This window comes from Rubrivirga litoralis (assembly GCF_031846415.1).
Lineage (GTDB): Bacteria > Bacteroidota > Rhodothermia > Rhodothermales > Rubricoccaceae > Rubrivirga > Rubrivirga litoralis.
Genome location: NZ_JAVRHT010000048.1, coordinates 1 through 19,954 on the forward strand (window position 1 = coordinate 1; position 19,954 = coordinate 19,954).

Consider the following 19,954-nt stretch of genomic DNA (forward strand, 5'->3'; position numbering starts at 1 on the left):
GCTGCCCGCTGCCCGCTGCCCGCTGCCCGCTGCCCGCGATACCGTCCCGCCCGTCCGTACCTTGGCGCAGCGGGCGCCACGCGGGTGGCCGCGGATCCTAAGCATGGGGAACGGTTATGGCCGGCCACAACAAATGGTCGAAGATCAAGCGCAAGAAGGGGGCCGCCGACGCTAAGCGGTCGAAGGTCTGGGCGCGGATCGCCCGCGACATCCAGGTCGCGGCCCGCGAGGGCGGCGGCTCGCCCGACATGAACGCCCGCCTCGCGCTCGCCGTCGACAAGGCGAAGGCGGAGAACATGCCGAAGGACAACATCGAGCGCGCCATCAAGCGCGGGACCGGCGAGATCGAGGGGGCCGACTACGAGGAGCTGTCCTACGAGGGCTACGCGCCGGGCGGGATCGCCGTCTTCGTCGACGCCCTCACCGACAACGCGAACCGGACCGTCGCCGACCTCCGCAGCCTGTTCCTCAAGGCCGGCGGCAACCTGGGCACGTCGGGCTCGGTCGCGTTCCTGTTCGACCAGAAGGCCGTCTTCGAAATCCCAGCCGACGGGCTCACCGAGGACGACCTGTTCCTCCTCGTCGCCGACGCCGGCGCCGAGGACCTCCGCCGCGAGGACGACGGCGAGGGCGGGGCGGTGTTCGTGGTCGAGGCGCCGACCGACGCGTTCGGGGACGTCCAGGCCGCGCTCGCGGGCGCCGGCGTCGAGCCCGCCGAGGCCGCCCTCCAGCGGATCCCCACGACCACGACCGCGCTCCCGCCCGACGACGCCGCCAAGGTGCTCCGCCTCCTCGACCAACTCGACGACCACCAGGACGTCCAGGCCGTCTACTCGACCCTCGACGTGGACGACGCCACGCTCGCCGCCTTGGAGGGATAGGGGGCGCGGGATGGAGGCACGGGCACCCATCCCTCTGTCCCTCAATCCCCCATCCCTCCCCCTTATGATCGTCCTCGGCATCGACCCCGGCACGCGGACCGCCGGCTTCGGCGTGGTCGAGACGTCGGGGCGGGGCGGGCGCACCGAGCGGGCGCTCGACTACGGGTCGATCGACCTGCCGGCCGACCTCGACCACACGCTCCGCCTCCAGCGGATCTACGAACGGATCATCGAGCTCGTGGACCAGCACCACCCGGACGAGGTGGCCGTCGAGGTCCCGTTCCTCGGCCACAACGTGCAGTCGATGCGGAAGCTCGTCCGCGTCGAGGCGACCGTCATGCTGGCCGCCATGCACCGCCAGATCCCGGTCGCGCAGTACGCTCCGGCCGAGGTCAAAAAGTCGGTGACGGGGAAGGGGCGGGCCACGAAGGACCAGGTGTGGTTCATGATCCGCGCCCTCCTCGGCACCACCGACGACCGCGGCCGCGACGCCTCGGACGCGCTCGCCGTCGCGCTCGCCCACGCGCGCCGGACGCAGGCGGGGCCGGCCGCCTCGGGTGGGGCGCCTAAGGATTGGGCCGCCTTCATCAAGGCGAACCCCGGGCGCGTCCGGTGAGCCGGTAGGTCAGTGCGGGAGCAGTGGGCTCGTCGGGCGGGGCGGCGGGCGGTGCCGAGGCGACGCGCCACCCCGCCCCCGGCGCCCCACGGGCGGGGCGGGCATCTCACCGACTCACCGACCTACTGCCCATACCCCCGCTCCTCGTCGCGGACGCGGACGGCGTCGGCGATCTCGGAGCGGTCGAGCGTCCCGTCCGAGAGGGCCGCGGCGAGCTCCGAGATCTGGGACGCCTTCTGGGGCGCCTGGCCCCACTCCGGGTGGGCCGTCTCGATCAGCGAGACGAGGATGCGGACGTAGGGGTAGCGCTCGGCCGGCGACGGTAGCGCGCCCACGGCCTCGGCGTAGAGCTGGGCGTTGCGGCCCACCTGGCGGTCCAGGATGCGGCGGTCGTAGGGCATCGGGAGAGGGGTGGAAGAGGGGGCCGCGGGCGGCGTGGCCTATACTACCGAGCGGCCCCGGCAGTTGGTCCGGGCCGCCGCCCCGACGCCCGCCCCGCCCCGTGGGACCCGCCCCCGACACGTTCCCCAACCCGCGCCCGCCGTACCGGCTGGAGCTGCTCCCCGTCGTGCCCCCGTTCTACCGCCGGGCGCGGGCGAACGAGGTGGCCGCCGGCGAGCTCGTCTACTACGGCCCCGCCCCGGCGTTCTACGGCATCGGCGAGGTGCTGGGCCGGACCGAGAAGCACGTGCTCGTCGACTTCCGGGGGACCGGCCAGCTCGGCGTGCACCAGGAGACGCTGGAGCCTCAATACGTGATGCCGATCCCCGACGACCGCGTGGGGCTCATCTGAGAGCGCCCTTCGGGCCGGTACGAGGTACCGGGTACGGTTTTGAGCAAGCCTCGTGAGCCCCGCGGCCTCCTGAGGGTTGCTCTGGAGGTGACGGCCCGCCGCCCCGCCCGCGTGGTGCCTTCGGCTGGGGCGGGGTGGACTTCTACCAACCCTGGAGGTTTGCGCCTCACCCGAGCCGCCCCGCCCTCGCTGGCCGCCCCGCCCGGGCGGCTCAGAGGTCGAGGCCGAGGGCGCGGAACGTGGCGGGCGGCTCGTAGCGGGCCTCGAACGTCCCGCTCGCCGCGCCCGTGACGGCCTGGGCGGGGCGCTGGACGAAGAACCCGGCCGCGTCGAACTGGAAGGTGCCCGCGACGAAGCCGTAGTCGTCGATGCGCGTGAGCGCGAGCGTCCCCTCCAGCCCGCGCAGGACCTCGCCGCGCGCCTTGAGCGGGTCGTCGGCCTCGTCCACGTTCGCGATCGTGGCCGCGACGGCGTACGCCGGGTCGGCGTCGACGGCGTAGGCGCCGACACCGGGGCGGGCGCCGGGGCGGCGGAAGAGGACGTAGTCGTAGTCCTCGATGTCGCTCTCGAACAGGTCGCCGACGAACAGACCGAGCACGAACTCCGGTCCGCGCGGGCCGTCGAGGATCGTGTAGACGGCCTCGCCCTCGACGAGCCGCGCCGAGCGGTCGACGTCGATGCGGCCCTCGAACTCGCCGAGCAGGCTTTCGTCGGCGTCGCAGCCGGCGGCGAGGAGGCACACGGCGAGAAGGGCGAGAACGCGTGGGAGCGGGGGCATGGCCGGGCGGGGTGGTCCGAGAGGGGAGAGAGACGGGGCCGGCGCTGGAGGCTGTGGAGCAGTAACCTCTTAACGCCGGCCCCGTACCCGACCCTGCCCGCCCCGTTCCGCCCGCCCCGCCGCTTACATGGCCCTTGCTCTTCGTCTCGATCACGTGACCAAACGGTACGGGCAAACGCTCGCCGTCGACGGCGTCTCGTTCACGGCCGAGCCCGGCCGCCTGTTCGGGCTGCTCGGGCCGAACGGGGCCGGCAAGTCGTCGACGATCCGCATGATCACCTACATCACGACGCCCGACGCCGGGGCGGTCACGCTGGGCGGGGTGGAGGCCGGGCCGGAGACGCAGCGGCGGATGGGGTATCTCCCCGAAGAGCGCGGGCTGTACAAGAAGATGAAGGTGGGCGAGCAGCTCGTGTACCTCGCCCAGCTCAAGGGCATGGAGCGGGTCGCTGCCGAGCGGTCCGTGCGCGCGTGGCTGGACCGCTTCGGGGCGTCCGAGTGGTACGGGAAGGCGGTCGACGAGCTCTCGAAGGGGATGCAGCAGAAGGTCCAGTTCGTCTCGACCGTCGCCCACGACCCCGACCTGTGCATCTTCGACGAGCCGTTCTCGGGCCTCGACCCGATCAACGCCGACGTGCTCCAGGAGACCATCGTCGAGCTCCGCGAGCGGGGCAAGACGGTCCTGTTCGCGTCGCACCGGATGGAGCAGGTCGAGCGCCTCTGCGACGACCTCTGCCTGATCTCGCAGGGCCGCGTGGTCCTGCGGGGGACGGTCACCGAGGTCAAGGCCCGCTACGGCCGCGACACGGTCACCGTCGAGTTCGGCGGCGCCGACGGCTGGCTCGACCGGCTCGTCGGGGGCGGGGCGGTCCGCGTGCTCACGCGCGCGGCGGGCCGCGCCGAGCTCCGGCTGGCGGGCGCGTCGCCGAACGACGTGCTCGCGGCGGCGCTCGCGGGCGGGGCGGACGTCACGCAGTTCGGGGTCCACGCGCCGCCGCTCACCGAGATCTTCCGCACGGCCGTGGCCGAGGGGGTTCAGGGTTCTAGGGTCGTGAGCAGCCCGACCCTCGACGCCGAGACCGCCCCGCCCCCACGGGTCGCCGGCTGACGCGGCCGCCCGACGCCCACCCCGCCCCCGCGCCTCCGGGCGGGGCGGCTCCGACCCGTCCGGCACAACCCCGAACCTTCCAACCCCCCAACCCTTCGTGAACAAGACCCTCCTCATAGCCCGGAGCGAGTACCTCCGCCGCGTCCTGACCAAGGGGTTCCTGGTCGGCGTCCTGCTGGCCCCGCTCGGGCTCGTGCTCCTGTTCGTTCTGCCCGCCGTGCTGGGGTCCCTGTCGAGCGACGACGCCGAGCGCCGCGTGGCCATACTCGACGAGTCAGGCCGGCTCTACGAGGCCGTGGCCGCCGCGGCGCCCGAGCGGTTCGCGGTCGAGCGCACCGCCGCCCCGCTCGACTCGCTCCGCGTGCGCGTGCTCGACGAGCGGCTCGACGTGGCCCTCGTGCTCCCGGCGTCGCTGCTGGAGGGGCGGGGCGAGGCGTCGGTGTACGGCCGCTCGGGCGGCGGGCTGACCCAGCTCGACGACGTCCGCGACGCCGTCCGCGGGGCGGTCCGCGACGTGCGGCTCGCCGACGTCGGCGCGCCCGACGAGGTCCAGGCCGTGCTCGCCGAGCGGCCCCGCGTCCGGTCGGTGACGGTGACCGAGGACGGCGACGCTGCCGACGGCGCGCTCCTGGCGACGATCATCGGGTTCGTGGTCGGGTTCGCCATCTACCTCCTCATGTTCATCTACGGCCAGCTCGTGATGCGGGGCGTGATCGAGGAGAAGCAGAACCGGATCGTCGAGGTGATCGCGTCGAGCGTGCGCCCGTTCGAGCTCCTCATGGGGAAGGTGCTCGGGATCGGGGCCGTCGGGCTTACGCAGGTGGTGGCGTGGGGCGTGCTCGGGGCCGGCGTGCTCGCCGTGCTCGGCCCGGTCCTCGCCCTGTTCGCCGGCGGCCCCGCCCCGCCCCCGGGCGCCGGCGTCGCGGGCGGGGTGGCCGCGGGCGGGGCGGCCGAGCTCCCGTTCGACGTCGGCGCGATCGGGGCGCTCCTGACGCCGGGGTTCCTCACCGTTCTCGTCCTGTGCTTTCTCGGGGGCTACCTGTTCTACGCCGCCCTGTTCGCGGCCGTCGGGAGCGCCGTCGAGCAGGAGTCGGACGCGCAGTCGCTCATGCTCCCGCTCACGCTCCCCATCATCGTCCCCATCCTGTTCTTGCAGCCGATGCTGGACCAGCCGGACTCGACGCTGAGCGTGGTCCTGTCGATCCTCCCGCCGTTCTCGACGATCCTGCTGCCGGTCCGCGCGATCGCCACCGACGTCCCGGTGTGGCAGACGGCGCTCGCGCTCGCGCTCCTGGCCGTCGCGTTCCTCGGGGCCATCTGGGTGGCCGCCCGGGTCTACCGCGTGGGCATCCTGATGTACGGGAAAAAGGCCACGTTCGGCGACCTCTGGCGCTGGGTGCGGACGGCGTAGCGGGCGGGGCGGAGGAGGAGCCACCCCGCCCCCGCGGGTCGGGCGGGGTGGGGTAGTCCGTTTGCACCAGGGCGTTCGGGCGGGGCGGCGATACCCTGAGGCTGTTCGCGGCGGCTCGTGCCGCGTCTCCCCACCCCGCCCCCGACGCCCATGCCGCGGTTGCTCCTCCTGCTCCTTCTCGTGTGCACCGCCGCCTCAGCCTCGGCGCAGGACCGCCCCGCCCCGCCCGAGGCGGTCCAACGTGTCGTCCTGGTCGACGGAACTGTTCTGGTCGGGCGGGTCGTCGAGGACTCCGCCGATGCGGTCGTCGTGGTCGCCGCCAACGGGGTCGAGCAGCGCGTCGCGCGCGACCAAGTCGCCGAGGTCACGGACCTCCTGGGCGGCCGGTTCACGCGCTACGACCCGGCCCGGACCCGGCTGTTCTTCTCGCCCACGGCGCGGTCGCTGGGGAGCGGGGCGAGGCGGTTCTCGGCGTACTACCTATTCCCGTCGCTGGCCGTCGGCGTCGGCGACCGCGTGGATCTCTCGGTCGGCGCGTCGATCCCGCTCGTCGTACCTGGACTTGCGGCCACCGTCCTCAACGGGAACGTAAAGGCGACGCTGGTGCAGCGCGAGGGCGTCGCCGCGGCCGTCGGCGGCAGCGTCCTCGTCCCGATCTCGACGGAGGGGACGCCCGGCGTCGGGGGGACGATCTACGGGGTGGTCACGATCGGAGGCGAGGCCGGCGCCGTGACGCTCGGGGCGTACGGGTTTTACGCTACCGATTTTTCCGACAGCGAGTTCGGCAACGGAACGGCGATCTTGATCGGCCTTGAGCGCCAGGTCTCGAACAACATCAAGCTGGTCAGCGAGAACTACGTAGGCCTCGTGTTCGAGGAGGGCGGGGCGGTCGGAGTCGGGACGCTCACGGGCGTCCGGTTCTTCGGCGACCAACTCGCGGCCGACGTCGCCGTCGCCTTTGGCGTGGCGGAGGGCGAGTTCTCGTCGGTCCCGGTCCCCTACCTCGGCCTGTCGTACACGTTCTAGCCCGCCGCCCCGTTCAGCCCCGGCCGCCCCGCCCCCGGGCACCGTCGCCTTTGACCTGCCGCCCCGCCCCGCTGACGGCGCTGACCCTGCGGGTCGCGCTCCTGGTCCTCGCCGCCGTGCTCGCGGCGGGGCCGGCGCGGGCGCAGTACTTCGGGTTCGGGAAGAACCGGGTGCAGTACGAGGGGCAGGCGTGGGAGGTGCTCCAGTCCGAGCACTTCGACGTGTTCTACTACGAGCCGGCGGGCCGGGCGCCGAGCGGCTACGTGGTGGCGTCGTTCGCGGCCGAGGCGGCCGAGGAGGCATACGGCGAGGTCGCGGCCCTCTTCGCGGCCGACCTCGAGCGCCGCGTCCCGCTGCTCGTCTACCCCACGCACGTGGCGTTCGCCGTCACGAACGCGGCCGACCTCCCCGTCGGCGCCGAGGCCATCGGGGGGGTGACGGAGCGGTTCAAGAACCGGGTCGTCGTCCCGTTCACGGGCGACTGGCGCGACTTCCGGCGCGTGGTCCACCACGAGCTCGTGCACGCGGTCGTGAACGACGTGTACGACGGCGGCCCGTTCCTCTCGCTCTCGCGGGGCGGGGCGGGCGTCCAGATCCCGGCGTGGTTCAACGAGGGGCTGGCCGAGTACAGCGCGCAGACGTGGGACACCGAGTCCGACATGTACGTCCGCGAGGCGGTCCTGAACGACGGGCTGGCCGACATCCCCGACCTCCGGGGCTACTTCGCCTACCGCGGCGGGCAAGGCGTGTGGGACTTTGTGGCCGAGGAGTACGGGCGCGAGACGGTCACGCAGATCCTCGACGGCCTCCGCCTGGGGCGGAGCGTGGGCGGGGCGTTCGAGCAGGCGACGGGGCTGGGGCTGGGTGAGCTCTCGGAGCGGTGGAAGCGGGCGCTCCGCGACGTGTACTTCCCCGAGGCCGTCGCCCGCGAGGAGGCCGCCGCCGTGGCCCGGCCCGTCGCCACGAGCGACCCGGGCGGGGCGGGCTACCACGCGAGCCCCGCGCTCTCGCCGCAGGGCGACCGCGTGGCCTACGTGGCCTCGCACGACGGGCTGTTCGACGTGTTCGTGGCCCCGGCCGTCGGCGGCGGCGAGCCGACCAAGCTCCTCGACGGCCAGGACAACACGTCGTTCGAGCGCCTCCGCATCCTCTCGCCCGGGCTCTCGTGGAGCCCCGACGGCCGTCGCCTCGCGGTCGCGGTCACGAGCGGGGCCGACGAGACGATCGCGCTCGTCGACGTCGAGAGCGGCGACATCGAGCGCCTCCGCCCGGACCGCGTCGACGCCGTCGTCTCGGTCGCGTGGAGCCCCGACGGCGGGCGCGTCGCGTTCGAGGGCGTCTCCGGCGCGCAGTCCGACCTCTACGTGCTCGACCTGGAGACGGGCGCGCTCGCCAACCTCACGCGCGACCTCTACGCCGACCACGCGCCGGCGTGGGCGCCCGATGGCCGCTCGCTCGTGTTCCACTCCGACCGCGGCGCCGCCGTCGAGCTCGGCCGCGCGACGGCGGCCGCCGCGCGCTCCGGCGCGTTCGACGCCCACGCGCTCGGGCGGGGCGGCTACGACCTGTACCGCGTGGCCGTCGACGGCCCGGCCCGCGCCGAGCGGCTGACCGACGACCCGGTGTGGGACGAGACCCGCCCCGCCCTCGCGCCGGGGCCGGGCGGCGGCGTGCGGCTCCTGTTCGTGAGCGACCGGAACGGGATCCCGAACCTCTACGCGCTCGACCTCCCCGCCCCGCCCAGCGACGCCACCCCGCCCGCCCCGCCCGACGGAGCCGGGGCGGGCGGGGCGGCCCTGGACTCGGCCGCGACGGGTGCGGCGGCGACGGACGCGGCCGCGACGGGCGGGGCGGGCCTGGGCGGGGCGGCCCGGCCGCTCACCGACCTCGAAGCGGGCGTCCTCGACGTCTCGCTCGCGGCCGACGGGGGCCGGGCGGCGCTCCTGGCGCTCTCCGGCGGCGCGCCGTCGGTGTTCGTGCTCCGCGACCCGTTCGGGCGGGGCGACCTGCCAGCCGTGCTCGCGCCGACCGTGTGGGCGCAGCGGCGGGCCGGGGCCGCCGGCGAGGCCCCGTCGCTGCGGCTCGCGAGCGCGGCCACGCAGCAGCGGAACCCGTTCCTCCGCGACGCCGCCGACGGTGCCCCGCCGGACGCGCCCGGCCGGCGCGAGCCGCCCTCGGCCGAGGATGTCGCCTTTGCCGACTCGGTGCTCGCCCTGTTCGGGCCGCCCGCCGACTTTCTCGCCTCGGCGGACCCGGCCGCGCTCGACCCGGCCGACCCCGCCCGCGGGCCGCGCGTGGCCTACCAGGACTACGCGTTCTCCGACGCCTTCGAGGGCGGGGCGGCCCACCGCCCGCTCCTCACCGAAGCCGCCCGCGACACGGCCGGCGTCCTCGTCGCGCGGCCCTACCGGCTCCGGTTCTCCCACGACTACGCGGTCGTCGCCGGGAGCTACGAGACGGTCTACGGCATCCAGACGGCGACGCAGGTCCGGTTCTCGGACGTGCTCGGCAACCACGAGGTGAGCCTGACGACGAACCTCGTGTTCGACCTCCGAAACATCAACTACGTCCTCGGCTACGCCTATCGGGCGGGGCGGACCGACTACGCCGTCGAGTCCTTCCAGGTGGTCCGCGAGTTCAGCGACTTCGCCAACGCGACCGTCGTCCGCTACCGGAACTACGGGCTCGTCGGGCGGGCGACCTACCCGCTCGACACGTTCCGCCGGCTCGACGCCGAGGTCGGGCTCGTGGGCGTCTCGCTGGCCGACCTCTCCGACCTCGGGCGCCGCCCGCGGAGCCGGCTCTTTGCCGTCCCCCGCCTGACGTACACGCGCGACGTGACCGTGCCCGGCGTGCTCGGGCCGCGGTCGGGGTCGCGGTGGGCGGCGAGCGTTTCGGGTTCGCCTGGCCCGAACGCCTTTTTCGCCTCGGCGCTCGTCGACGCCCGCCGGTACTGGACGCTCGGGCCAGGCTACACGCTCGCCCTCCGCGGCTCGGCCGGCATCAGCGTCGGGCCGGACCCGCAGCGGTTCTACGCGGCCGGCGTGCAAAACTGGGTCAACGCCGACGTCGAGACCGTCCCCGTGCGCAACGCGAGCGACTTCGTGTTTGCCACGCCGGTCCTCCCGCTCCGGGGCTCGGGGTTCAACGAGACGGCCGGCGACCGCTTCGCGCTCGTCAACGCCGAGCTCCGGCTCCCGCTCGTGGCCGCGCTCCTGCCGGGGCCGCTCCCGGTCCTCCCGCTCTACGACGTCCAGGCCGTCGGCTTCGTCGACGCCGGGTTCATCTCCGAGGGCGGGGTGGAGCTGTTCCGCGACGCCGAGGTGACGGGCGACGACGGCGAGACGACGACGCGGCGGGCCTTCGACGATGCGCTCCTCGGCGTCGGGGCCGGGCTGCGGACGGTCGTGCTCGGGTTCCCCGTCCGCCTGGACTGGGCGTGGCCGTTCGACGGGACCGGGTTCGGCGACGGACGGCTGTACCTCTCGGCCGGACTGGACTTTTAGGCTCGCTGCGCTCGCGGGGATGGGGGATGGGGGATGGGGGATGGGGGATGGGGGATGGGGGATGGGGGATGGGGGATGGGGGCGCGCGGGCGGGGTGGCGCCCGTTTTGTTCCACCCCGCCCACTGGCGGGCACCCGTAGGGACACGACTCGTCGTGTCCGGGGCGGGCGGGGCGGTTCTGGACGGCGCCGCCCCGCCCGTGGCCGCCCCGCCCGTGGCCGCCCCGCCCGCGACGTGGCGCGTGATCGGGCGAATGCGGACACCACGCGTGGTGTCTTTACGAACCTGGCCTGTCGTGCCCGCCCGTGCCGTGGGCGGGGCGGTGGTCGTGCCCCCGCTGTCCGCTGCAACGTCACCGCATCCTCACCGGGGGGCGGGCTCCGCGCCCCTAGCTTTGGAGTCCCCATGTGCGCGGCGTCCTGTTGATGGCCGCCGCGCCTGTTTTTGTGTTCCTCGCCCTCCGGGTCCGCCCCGCCCGCCCATGCAGACCGACGTCCGAGCCCTCAACAGCGTCGACTACGTCCTCGACCTGACCGTCCCCGCCGAGGACCTCCAGCCCCAGATCACGGCCGCCCTCAAGCGGCAGCGGGCGCAGATGAACCTGAAGGGGTTCCGGCCCGGGAAGGTGCCGATGAACGTCGTGCGCAAGATGGTCGGGCCGCAGGTGGCCGTCGAGGTCGCCGAGCAGGCCATCGGCGAGGCGTACCGGACGGCCGTCGTCGAGCCCGGCGAGATCGAGCCGCTCGGGCAGCCGCGGCTGGTCGAGCTCGACTTCGACGCCGAGGTCGAGGGCGCCCCGCTCAAGGCGACGGTCCAGTTCGGCGTGCGCCCCGAGTTCGGGCTCGCCGACCTCGACGGCGTCCCCGTGACGCGGCTCGTCCGCGAGTTCTCGGACGAGGACGTCGACGCTGACCTCCAGCGCCGGCGGGACCTCGCGGCGACCGAGGAGGACGCCCCCGAGGGCACGGCCATCGGCCCCGACCACATCGCCGTCATCGACATCCAGCCGGTCGACGAGGACGGCGAGCCGACGGGGCCGAAGCAGAACGCGGCCCAGATCGTCATGGCCAACCCCGACCTTCGCGCCGAGATGAAGGAGGTGCTCACCGGCCTCACGACAGGCGACGAGACGGCCGTCGAGCTCGCCCCGCTGGAGCCCGGCGACGACGGCGAGATGGCCCCGGTCGAGGGCGCCGACCCCGACCGCTACCGCCTCACGGTCGTCGACGTGCTGGAGCGCGCGGTGCCCGAGGTGGACGCCGACTTTATCAAGAGCCAGACGAACGGCGAGAGCGAGAGCCTGGACGACCTCAAGGTGCAGATCCGAGAGGACCTCGAGCGCTCGTGGAACGCCCGCGCGCGGCAGGCGATGGAGCAGCGGATGGTCGAGGAGTTCGTGCTCGCCCACCGCGACGTGGTCCCCGTGCCGGAGACGCTGACCGAGGCGGCGCTCGACGCCATGCTCGAAGAGACGAAGCAGAAGGCGCAGGGTCAGCTTCCGCCCACGTTCGAGGTCGACGCGTGGCGCGACCAGAACCGCCAGCAGGCCGAGGACCAGGTCCGGTGGCTGCTCGTCAAGGACCGGCTCGTCGAGGACGAGGGGATCGAGGTCACCAACGAGGACTTCGAGGCTGAGTTCGCCACGCTCGCGTCCGACGGCGCCGACCTCGACCTCGTCAAGCAGTACTTCACGGCGCAGCCCCAGCTCATGGAGCAGATGGGCGACCAGCTCCTGAACCGCCGCATCTTCGGCGCCCTCGAAGGCCGCTTCACGATCGTCGACAAGACGCGCGAGGACCTGGAGCGCGAGGCGGCCGAGCGCCGGAAGGCGCAGGAGGACGCGCCCGTCGAGCTCACGCCCGACTTCAGCGACGAGGCCGACGCCGACGATGCCCTGGCCGACGACGCCTCGGCCGACGAGCCCGCCGAGAGCGAGTAGCGCCGCCCCGCTCAGACCTCCGACCGCCCCGCCCGCGCCTGCCGCGAGCGGGGCGGCGTCGTTCCACCCTGCCCCTTATACCAGCTCTGGAGGTTTGTGCCTCACCCGAGCCGCCCCGCCCCACCCATCCACCACCCCTAGCCCCTCCTGGCTGCGCCGTCCCTTCGGGGTGTCCAGGAGGGGAACTCCTCTGGAGGCGTTGGAGCATGAGGTAGGAAGTCAACGATGTGGTATTAGGTCCGCTGCGGCCGCCGGGCGTGCGGGCGGGGCGGTTGCAGAGGGCGGGGCGGAACCGTGGCCGGCGGGGTCGGGTGCCACGACCAAACACGTCCCCCACACGAGACACTCCCCAGGATGAGCCAGATCAGCGATTTTGTCACCTTCGCCAAGGGCATCACGTCGATGCCCGGCGGGATCTACTCGGGCGGCTTCGACGAGGCCCCCATCAACGCCCTCGTCCCGATGGTCGTCGAGCAGACGACGCGCGGCGAGCGGTCGTACGACATCTTCTCGCGCCTGCTCAAGGACCGCATCGTCCTGTTCGGGACGCAGGTCAACGACACGACGGCCAACCTGGCCGTGGCCCAGCTCCTGTTCCTCGCCGCCGAGGACGCCGAAAAGGACATCAACATCTACATCAACTCGCCGGGCGGGGCGGTGTACTCGGGGATGGCCGTCTACGACACGATGCAGTTTATCAAGCCCGACGTGGCCACGATCTGCGTCGGCCTCGCGGCCTCGATGGGATCGGTGTTCCTGCTCGGCGGGGCCAAGGGGAAGCGGGCCGCGCTCCCCAACAGCCGCATCATGATCCACCAGCCGTCGTCGGGCGCGCAGGGCCAGGCCTCGGACATCCAGATCCAGGCCGAGGAGATCCTCTACATCAAGAAGCGGATGAACGAGGTGATCGCCCACCACACCGGCCAGACCGTCGAGCGCGTCGAGAAGGACACGGACCGTGACAACTTTATGAGCCCCGAGGAGGCCAAGGAGTACGGCATCATCGACACCGTGCTCGGTGAGGGCGCCGAGGGCAAGCCGGACGAGGACCCGACGGAGTCGGGCGAGGCCGAGTAGCACGCCGGCCCCGCTTCTACCGCCCCGCCCCGCCCCACTCTGTTGAGGGCGGGGCGGAGCCGTTTCAGAGGCGCCGGTCGGGGCCGGGCCGTATCGGTCCGTGAAGAGGGGAGGGAGGAGGTTCTTGTTTAGACGGCGTCCAGGCAGAGGGCCTAGCTTGGATTCGGTCTAGACAAGCCCGCCTCATGCGCCGCCTCCCCGCCCTCGCCCTCCCGCTCCTTCTCGCCGCGTCGGTCGCGGCCCAGACGGGGACCCTCGCCGGCCGCGTCGTCGGCACCGACGGCGTCCCGCTGCCCGGCGCCACCGTCCTCGTCGAGGCGACGGCACGCGGGGCGGCGACCGACCTCGACGGCCGGTTCGAGGTCGGCGGGCTGGCCCCCGGCGCCTACCGCGTGACGGCCTCGACGGTCGGGTACGCGCCGGCGACGGAGCGGGTGGAGGTCGCGGCCGGGGAGCGGGCCGAGGTCCAGTTCGTGCTCGTCGAGGCCGCGCTCGACCCGGGCGAGGTAGTCGTCACGGCGCGCGAGACGCTGACGGGGCGGGGCACGCTCGACCTGCCCGGCTCGGGCCACTACGTCGGCGCGAAGACGCTCCAGATCGTCGGCGACTACGACGTGCACCGCGTGCTCCGCGAGGTGCCCGGCGTGACGGTCCAGGAGGAGGACGGCTACGGCCTCCGCCCGAACGTCGGGCTCCGCGGGAGCGGGGCGGAGCGCTCCGGCACGATCACGCTCATGGAGGACGGCGTCCTGATCGCGCCGGCCCCGTACGCCGCGCCCGCTGCGTACTACTTCCCCACGACCGGCCGCATGGACGGGGTCGAGGTGCGGACGGGCGCGGGCCAGATCAAGTACGGCCCGGCCACGACCGGCGGCGCGCTCAACCTGGTCGCGGCGCAGATCCCGGACGGCTTCGAGGCGCGCGGCGAGGCGCGGCTGGGGGCCAACGACCAGCGGACGCTCCACGCCCGCGTCGGCGACGCGACGGCGAGCGCGGGCTGGCTGGGCGGGGCGGGCGTCGGGTTCGTCGCCGAGGTCCGCTCCGACAACGTCGACGGGTTCAAGACGATCGAGGGGCCGGGCGGGGCGGCGCTCCTGGGGCCGGAAGGCGACGAGCTCTCGACGGGCTTCGAAAAGCTCGACCTGTTCGGGCGGCTCCGCGTGGCGACGGCCCCGGGTGCCGCCGTCTACCAGTCGCTCACGCTCACGGCCGGGCTCACCGACGAGGTCTCGGACGAGACGTACCTCGGCCTGACCGACGACGACTTTGCGGCGACGCCGTTCGCCCGCTACGCCGGCAGCCAGCGCGACCAGATGGACGCGGACCACCGCGCGCTCCGCGCCCGCCACGTCGCCGTGTTCTCGGACCACGCCGACCTCACGACGACGGTCTACCGGAATGCGTTCGCGCGCAACTGGTACAAGCTCGACAAGGCGGCCGGGGCTGAGGGGGGAGCGGTCGGGATCGCTGCGCTCCTCGACGATCCGGGCGAGTACGCCGACGCCTACGCGGCCCTCCGCGGGGCGGCGCCGGGCCGCCTGTTCGTCAAGGCGAACAACCGCGAGTACCTCAGCCGCGGCGTCCAGACGGTCGCCGGGCTCCGCACGGGCGGGGCGCTCGTCGAGGCCGGGCTGCGGCTCCACGCCGACGAGATGGACCGCTTCCAGTGGGTCGACGAGTACGCGACGGCCGACGCCCAGACGGCGCTCGCCGTCGCGGGCACGCCGGGGACGGACAGCAACCGGATCGAGTCGGCGCGGGCGGTCGCCGGGTTCGTGCAGGCCGAGGTGCCGCTCGGGCGCGTCGTGCTCACGCCGGGCGTCCGCGTCGAGTCGGTTCGCCTGCGGCGTGAGGACTTCGGCAAGGGCGACCCCGACCGGACCGGCGCCGACCTGGCCGTCCGCGAGAACACGGCGACGGCGTTCATCCCCGGGCTCGGCGCGGTCGCTGACCTGGGGGCGGGGTGGCGCGCGTTCGGCGGCGTCCACCGCGGGTTCGCCCCGCCCGACAGCCGCCCCGAGACGGACCCCGAGGCGAGCGTGAACACCGAGGTCGGCGTCCGCTACGGGAGCCGCGACGTCGAGGTCCAGGTGGCCGGCTACTGGACGGCGTATGAGAACCTGCTGGGGAGCGACCTGGCGGCGGCCGGCGGCGGCGGCACGAGCGACCAGTTCAACGGCGGCCGCGTCGACGTCTTCGGCGCCGAGGTGGGCGTGACGGCCGACCTCGTGGGACTGGCCGCCCCGCCCGCCGCTCGGGCGGGGTGGGCTGCCCCGCTCCGCGTGGCGTACACGCTCACGGACGGCCGCTTCCGCAACGCGTTCGAGAGCGACTTCGACGCCTGGGGCACGGTCGCCGAGGGCGACGCGCTCCCGTACCAGGCCCGCCACCGGCTCTACGTCCGGGCCGGCGTCGAGCGGGCGGGGTGGTCGACGGCGGTGCTCGCGAACGCCGTCTCGGACATGCGGACGGCCGCGGGGCAGGGGGCGATCCCGGCGTCGGAGCGGATCGACGCGCACGTGACGTTCGACCTCGTCGCCGAGGCGCCGCTGCCTGGCGGCGTGGCGCTCACGGCCCGCGCCATCAACCTCACGGACGCGACGTACGCCGTGGCGCGGCGCCCCGCTGGCCTCCGCCCGGGTCTCCCGCGGACGCTAGCGATCGGGCTCCGCGCGCGGATCGGACGGTAAGGGCGGGGCATAGGATGGTGCCGCCCCGCCCGTGGCGGCCCCGTCCTGCCACGCCGTCGCGCGCAGCGGGGGCGGGGCGGTCCGGCCCGTCGTTCGGGTAGGGGAGGGCGCCCTTCCACCTTCCGCCGTTGAACCTTCCCTCGGAGCGGCTCGTTCTAGCGTTCGGCTTCGGCATCGCCGCCGCGGCCTACGTCTATTGGACCGTCGAGGGCTTCCGCCTCGGGGTCGGGTGGACGTCGGTCGCCGCGCTCCGAGCGGCCGTTCCGCTCGGCGCCACGCTCCTCCTCGCGCTCCTCCTCCGGGCCGTCCGCTCTCTCCACGACCGCGGCCCCTAACGTCCGCCCCGCCCCCGATGCTCACCAACTACCGCTGGATCTTCGCCCTCATCGCCGCGCTCGGCGTCGGGAGCGTGGTCGCCGTCGTCGTCCCGCGCTACGCCGAGAGCGAGGCCGTCTCGTGGACCGTCACGGTCGTCGCGGCCCTCATCGCCGCCGCGCTCGTTTACGTCGCGCTCCGCCCGAAGGGCGAGGTGACGGAGACTCGGGACCGGCTCTAGCCGTCGGGCGTAGATTCCGGAAGCGCTTTTCTCCCCACCCCGCCCCCTCCTCCGATGACCAACCCCGACGCCCCCGTCTCCGCCTACGAGAAGGAACGCTCCGACGGCGGCGAGGTCGACCCGCGCTGCCTCCCGCAGGAGCTCGACGGCGACCCGCCCATCGGCGACGAGATCGTCTATCCCGACTACTCCGAGCAGGACCACGCCAACTGGAAGTTCCTGTTCGAGCGGCAGATGGAGATGCTCCCCGGCCGGGCCGGCGCGGCCTACCTCAAAGGCGTCGACACGCTGGGCATGACGTCCGACCGGATCCCCGCGCTCGCCGACCTCTCGAAGACGATGGAGCGGGCGACCGGCTGGACCGTCGCCCGCATCCCGGGGCTGCTCCACGAGCGGGACTTTTTTACGCTCCTCTCGAACCGCGTCTTCCCCTCGACCGACTACATCCGCGGCGAGGACGAGCTCGACTACACGCCGGCGCCGGACCTCTTCCACGACATCTTCGGCCACATGCCGATGCTGACGGAGCCGGACTTCGCCGACTTCTACCAGCTCTTCGGCAAGGCCGCGCTCAACGCCGAGGGCGTCGACCGGCAGAGCCTGGAGCGGCTCCACTGGTTTACCGTCGAGTTCGGGCTGATCCGGGACCCCGAGGAGATCCGCATCTTCGGGGCCGGCGTCAACTCGTCGAAGGACGAGGTGCTCCACGCGCTCGAGAAGGCCGAGCAGCGGCCGTTCTCGGTCGACGCCGTGATCGACCAGGACTACGAGGTCTGGCACCTCCAGCCGGTCCTGTTCGTGGCCGAGTCGTTCGACCAGCTCGTGACCGAGTTCCGGACCTGGGCCGTCGGCCGAGGCCTGCTCCAGGCCGACGCCTGAGATGAGCGACGCGCGCTCCCCGCGGGGCGGGGCGGTCCCCGACGGCCGCCCCGCCCCGCCCGTTTCGGCAGACGCCGAGCGCCTCACGGCGACGGTCCGCGGCCGCGTGCAGGGCGTCGGGTTCCGGCGCTACGTCCGCAAGTGGGCGCGCAAGCTGGACCTCGTCGGGTGGGTGCGGAACGAGCCCGACGGGACGGTTCGCCTGGTGGCCGAGGGCGGGGCGGACGGCCTCGACCGGCTCGTGCGCCTGATCTGGGGCGGCCCGCCGCCGGCCGTCGTCGAGGACGTCGACGCCGAGCGGGGCGGGGCGGAGGGCGGGTTCGACGCGTTCACGGTCGAGCGCCGATAGCCGCCCCGCCCGTCACGGTGGGTCCGACTGCGTCGGGGCGGTCCCCCCGGCCCACGACGGCGCGGGCGACGCGGAGCGCGAGCGCGGGCGGGGTAAAGCGCGTGGCCGCCACCTGCACCTTGTTGGTCCACCCCGGCACCACGCGGAGGCGGCCGCGGGCGAGGCCGTCGAGCCCTTCGCGGGCCACGCGCTCGGACGAGAGGCCGCCGGCGAAAAAGCGGTCGCCCATCCCCGCCCGCTCGGCAAAGCCCGTCGGCACCGGCCCCGGGCACAGGCACGTCACGCGGACGCCCGCCCCGCCCAGCTCGGCGTGGAGCGCTTCGGTAAAGGAGAGGACGTAGGCCTTGGTGGCGGCGTAGACGGCGAGCCCCGGCGCCGGGACGAACGCGCCCGTGCTCGCCACGTTGAGGACGCCACCCCGCTCGGCGACGACGCTTGGCAGGAGCCGCCGCGTGAGCGACGTGAGCGCCGTCACGTTGAGGCCGATGACGCCCTCGGCCGCCTCGGTGCTCGCGTCGAGGAACGGCCCCTGCACGCCGAAGCCGGCGTTGTTGACGAGCACGCTGACGCGCTCGCCGGCGCCATCGAGGCGGGCGGCGAGGGCGGCGGCGGCCCCGGGCGGCTCGAGGTCGGCGACGACCGCCTCGGCCGCCCCGCCCCGCCCGCGGATCTGGTCGGCGACGGCGTCGAGGCGGTCCGCGCTCCGGGCGACGAGCAGGACGCGCGCGCCGCGCGTGGCGAGGCCGCGGGCGAGGTCGGCGCCGATGCCGCCGGAGGCGCCGGTGACGAGGGCGGTGCGGCCGGCGTAACCGAGGGACATGGGCACAACGGGCGGGGCGGGGGACCGGGCGGACCCGGCGGGCGGGGCGGAGGCGGACCGCGCTATTCTACCCTCTCCTCTCGGCCCGCCCCGCCCGTGACCCGCCGCGCCCTGCTCGACTCCGCCACCGCCCGGCTCCAGGCCGCCGGCGTCGAGGGCGCACGGCGGACGGCCGAGTGGATCGTCGAGGACGTGACGGGGGCGGGGCGGCTCGCGCTCACCGCCCGCGACGCCGAAGCGACGCCCGCCGAGGCCGCCCGCGTCGACCGGCTCGTCGCGCGCCGCGCGGCCGGCGAGCCGGTCCAGTACGTGCTCGGGCACGCCGACTTCTACGGGCTCCACCTGGAGGTCTCGCCGGCCGTCCTCATCCCGCGCCCCGAGACCGAGGCCGTCGTCGAGGAGGCGCTCCGCCGGCTCCGCCCGTTCGAGGCGCCGTGGGTGCTCGACGTGGGGACCGGGAGCGGGGCGGTCGCGCTGGCCGTGGCCCACGAGCGCCCCGACGCCCACGTCGTCGCGGCCGACGTGTCGGCCGAGGCGCTCGCCGTGGCGGCGGGCAACGCCGAGCGGCTCGGCCTCGCCGTCACGTTCGTCTGCGCCGACGCGCTCCGCCCGGCGTTCGCCGACGCCGTCCCGCCCACGTTCGACCTCGTCGTCTCCAACCCGCCCTACGTGCCGGCCGCCGAGCGGGCCGGCCTCCAGGTGGAGGTCCGCGACTGGGAGCCCGGCGGCGCCCTGTTCGTCCCCGACGCCGACCCGCTCGTGTTCTACCGCGCCCTCGCCGGCCACGCCGACCGCCTGCTGCGCCCGGGCGGCTGGCTCGTCGCCGAGACGCACGCGGACTTCGGCGCCGACATCGCCGCGCTCTGGGGCGGGGCGGGGCTGGAGGCGGCCGAGGTGCTGCCGGACCTCGCTGGCCGCGACCGGATCGCCGTCGCCCGCCGCCCCGCCCACTCGTAGGTGCGCGGGCTGGTGGTGCAGGCGGACTCGGCGGGCGGGGCGGAGCCGGCGTTGCGGCATGACAAGCGTCCTCCTCGGTCTGCGCGACCTCCCCGCCCTCGCCGCTCCGCTCGCGTTTGCGGCGTGCGCCCCCGCAGCGCCGCCCCGCCCGGACGCAGGCGCGCCCGCCCCAGCCGAGCCGGAGCGGGCGCTGACCGCGAGGGCGGGGCGGACTACTCGCCGCGCCCGGTCTCGCCCTGGAGCTCGTCGATCTTCTTCGACGCCTCGGCCTTCGTGAGTCCGTCGTACTGCTTCGGGTCCTCGCCGGCTTCCTGGGCGAGCGTGTGGAGGTACGAGCGCTGAGCGCCCGTCATCTCCTCGTCGCCGGTCGTCCAGTTGTCGGGGTCCTTCTGGGCGTTCGTGGTCGTGTCGTTCTGGTCTTCGGGCGTGGCCATGTCGGGAGGGGGAAGAGGGAGGGGGCGCTCGAACGGCGGGTGAGCGGACAAGATCAGGCGGGCGGGTGCCACCTCTCTGTCGTCGGGAAGTCCCCGAGACCGCTCCGCCCCTCGGAAAGTGGAAAGTGGAAAGT

General features: G+C 74.1%; 19 protein-coding genes. 15 read left to right on the plus strand and 4 right to left on the minus strand.

The features are described from left to right. Positions 1 to 116 precede the first annotated feature (116 nt). Both RM540_RS14850 and ruvC read left to right on the plus strand, forming a co-directional pair. Entirely contained in the window at positions 117 to 881 is a 765-nt protein-coding gene (locus RM540_RS14850; protein WP_311665522.1) for a YebC/PmpR family DNA-binding transcriptional regulator, read from the plus strand. Positions 882 to 945: 64 nt separating this feature from the next. Continuing rightward, entirely contained in the window at positions 946 to 1,497 is a 552-nt protein-coding gene (gene ruvC, locus RM540_RS14855) for a crossover junction endodeoxyribonuclease RuvC (RefSeq protein ID WP_311665524.1), read from the plus strand. Between the two features lie 122 nt (positions 1,498 to 1,619). Here ruvC and RM540_RS14860 read toward each other — a convergent pair whose 3' ends face one another. Further along, positions 1,620 to 1,898, minus strand: a complete 279-nt coding sequence (locus RM540_RS14860; RefSeq protein WP_311665526.1) for a DUF4290 domain-containing protein — start codon at positions 1,896 to 1,898, stop codon at positions 1,620 to 1,622. Between the two features lie 101 nt (positions 1,899 to 1,999). Between RM540_RS14860 and RM540_RS14865 the strand changes: the two genes are divergently transcribed. After that, positions 2,000 to 2,290: a hypothetical protein gene (locus RM540_RS14865; protein WP_311665528.1), complete on the plus strand. Its 291-nt coding sequence runs from the start codon at positions 2,000 to 2,002 to the stop codon at positions 2,288 to 2,290. A 211-nt stretch (positions 2,291 to 2,501) separates the two neighbouring features. On the opposite strand, the gene RM540_RS14870 is transcribed toward RM540_RS14865, so the two are convergent. Then, positions 2,502 to 3,068, minus strand: coding sequence for a hypothetical protein (locus RM540_RS14870; RefSeq protein WP_311665530.1), 567 nt, complete (start codon positions 3,066 to 3,068; stop codon positions 2,502 to 2,504). 154 nt (positions 3,069 to 3,222) lie between these two features. Between RM540_RS14870 and RM540_RS14875 the strand changes: the two genes are divergently transcribed. The 11 genes from RM540_RS14875 (at position 3,223) to RM540_RS14925 (ending at position 17,609) form a co-directional block, all read left to right on the plus strand. After that, positions 3,223 to 4,176 (plus strand): ABC transporter ATP-binding protein, encoded by a 954-nt coding sequence (locus RM540_RS14875; RefSeq protein WP_311665531.1) that lies wholly within the window; start codon positions 3,223 to 3,225, stop codon positions 4,174 to 4,176. A gap of 97 nt (positions 4,177 to 4,273) precedes the next feature. After that, positions 4,274 to 5,587 carry an ABC transporter permease gene (locus RM540_RS14880; protein WP_311665533.1) on the plus strand — a complete coding sequence of 438 codons (1,314 nt, stop codon included), beginning with the start codon at positions 4,274 to 4,276 and terminating at the stop codon, positions 5,585 to 5,587. 150 nt (positions 5,588 to 5,737) lie between these two features. Continuing rightward, positions 5,738 to 6,613: a hypothetical protein gene (locus RM540_RS14885; RefSeq protein WP_311665535.1), complete on the plus strand. Its 876-nt coding sequence runs from the start codon at positions 5,738 to 5,740 to the stop codon at positions 6,611 to 6,613. A gap of 50 nt (positions 6,614 to 6,663) precedes the next feature. Beyond that, a complete protein-coding gene (locus tag RM540_RS14890; RefSeq protein ID WP_311665537.1) occupies positions 6,664 to 10,119 on the plus strand; it encodes a peptidase MA family metallohydrolase in 3,456 nt (1,151 codons plus the stop codon). A 481-nt stretch (positions 10,120 to 10,600) separates the two neighbouring features. Continuing rightward, complete coding sequence (gene tig, locus RM540_RS14895; protein WP_311665539.1) at positions 10,601 to 12,058, plus strand: trigger factor; 1,458 nt, start codon at positions 10,601 to 10,603, stop codon at positions 12,056 to 12,058. A 402-nt stretch (positions 12,059 to 12,460) separates the two neighbouring features. Then, entirely contained in the window at positions 12,461 to 13,135 is a 675-nt protein-coding gene (gene clpP / locus RM540_RS14900; RefSeq protein ID WP_349256334.1) for an ATP-dependent Clp endopeptidase proteolytic subunit ClpP, read from the plus strand. Between the two features lie 185 nt (positions 13,136 to 13,320). Beyond that, positions 13,321 to 15,825 carry a TonB-dependent receptor domain-containing protein gene (locus RM540_RS14905; protein ID WP_311665542.1) on the plus strand — a complete coding sequence of 835 codons (2,505 nt, stop codon included), beginning with the start codon at positions 13,321 to 13,323 and terminating at the stop codon, positions 15,823 to 15,825. 128 nt (positions 15,826 to 15,953) lie between these two features. After that, positions 15,954 to 16,160 (plus strand): hypothetical protein, encoded by a 207-nt coding sequence (locus tag RM540_RS14910; RefSeq protein ID WP_311665544.1) that lies wholly within the window; start codon positions 15,954 to 15,956, stop codon positions 16,158 to 16,160. Positions 16,161 to 16,177: 17 nt separating this feature from the next. Further along, positions 16,178 to 16,381 (plus strand): hypothetical protein, encoded by a 204-nt coding sequence (locus tag RM540_RS14915; RefSeq protein WP_311665546.1) that lies wholly within the window; start codon positions 16,178 to 16,180, stop codon positions 16,379 to 16,381. A gap of 54 nt (positions 16,382 to 16,435) precedes the next feature. Beyond that, positions 16,436 to 17,260, plus strand: a complete 825-nt coding sequence (locus tag RM540_RS14920) for a phenylalanine 4-monooxygenase (RefSeq protein WP_311665548.1) — start codon at positions 16,436 to 16,438, stop codon at positions 17,258 to 17,260. A gap of 1 nt (position 17,261) precedes the next feature. Continuing rightward, a complete protein-coding gene (locus tag RM540_RS14925; protein ID WP_311665550.1) occupies positions 17,262 to 17,609 on the plus strand; it encodes an acylphosphatase in 348 nt (115 codons plus the stop codon). Here the strand turns inward: RM540_RS14925 and RM540_RS14930 are convergent. After that, complete coding sequence (locus RM540_RS14930) at positions 17,590 to 18,429, minus strand: SDR family NAD(P)-dependent oxidoreductase (RefSeq protein WP_311665552.1); 840 nt, start codon at positions 18,427 to 18,429, stop codon at positions 17,590 to 17,592. The two genes, RM540_RS14925 and RM540_RS14930, sit on opposite strands and share 20 nt — an antisense overlap. 96 nt (positions 18,430 to 18,525) lie before the next feature. Between RM540_RS14930 and prmC the strand changes: the two genes are divergently transcribed. After that, positions 18,526 to 19,386, plus strand: a complete 861-nt coding sequence (gene prmC / locus RM540_RS14935) for a peptide chain release factor N(5)-glutamine methyltransferase (RefSeq protein ID WP_311665554.1) — start codon at positions 18,526 to 18,528, stop codon at positions 19,384 to 19,386. Between the two features lie 212 nt (positions 19,387 to 19,598). Here prmC and RM540_RS14940 read toward each other — a convergent pair whose 3' ends face one another. Beyond that, positions 19,599 to 19,820: a DUF3072 domain-containing protein gene (locus RM540_RS14940; protein WP_311665556.1), complete on the minus strand. Its 222-nt coding sequence runs from the start codon at positions 19,818 to 19,820 to the stop codon at positions 19,599 to 19,601. Positions 19,821 to 19,954: the final 134 nt, after the last annotated feature.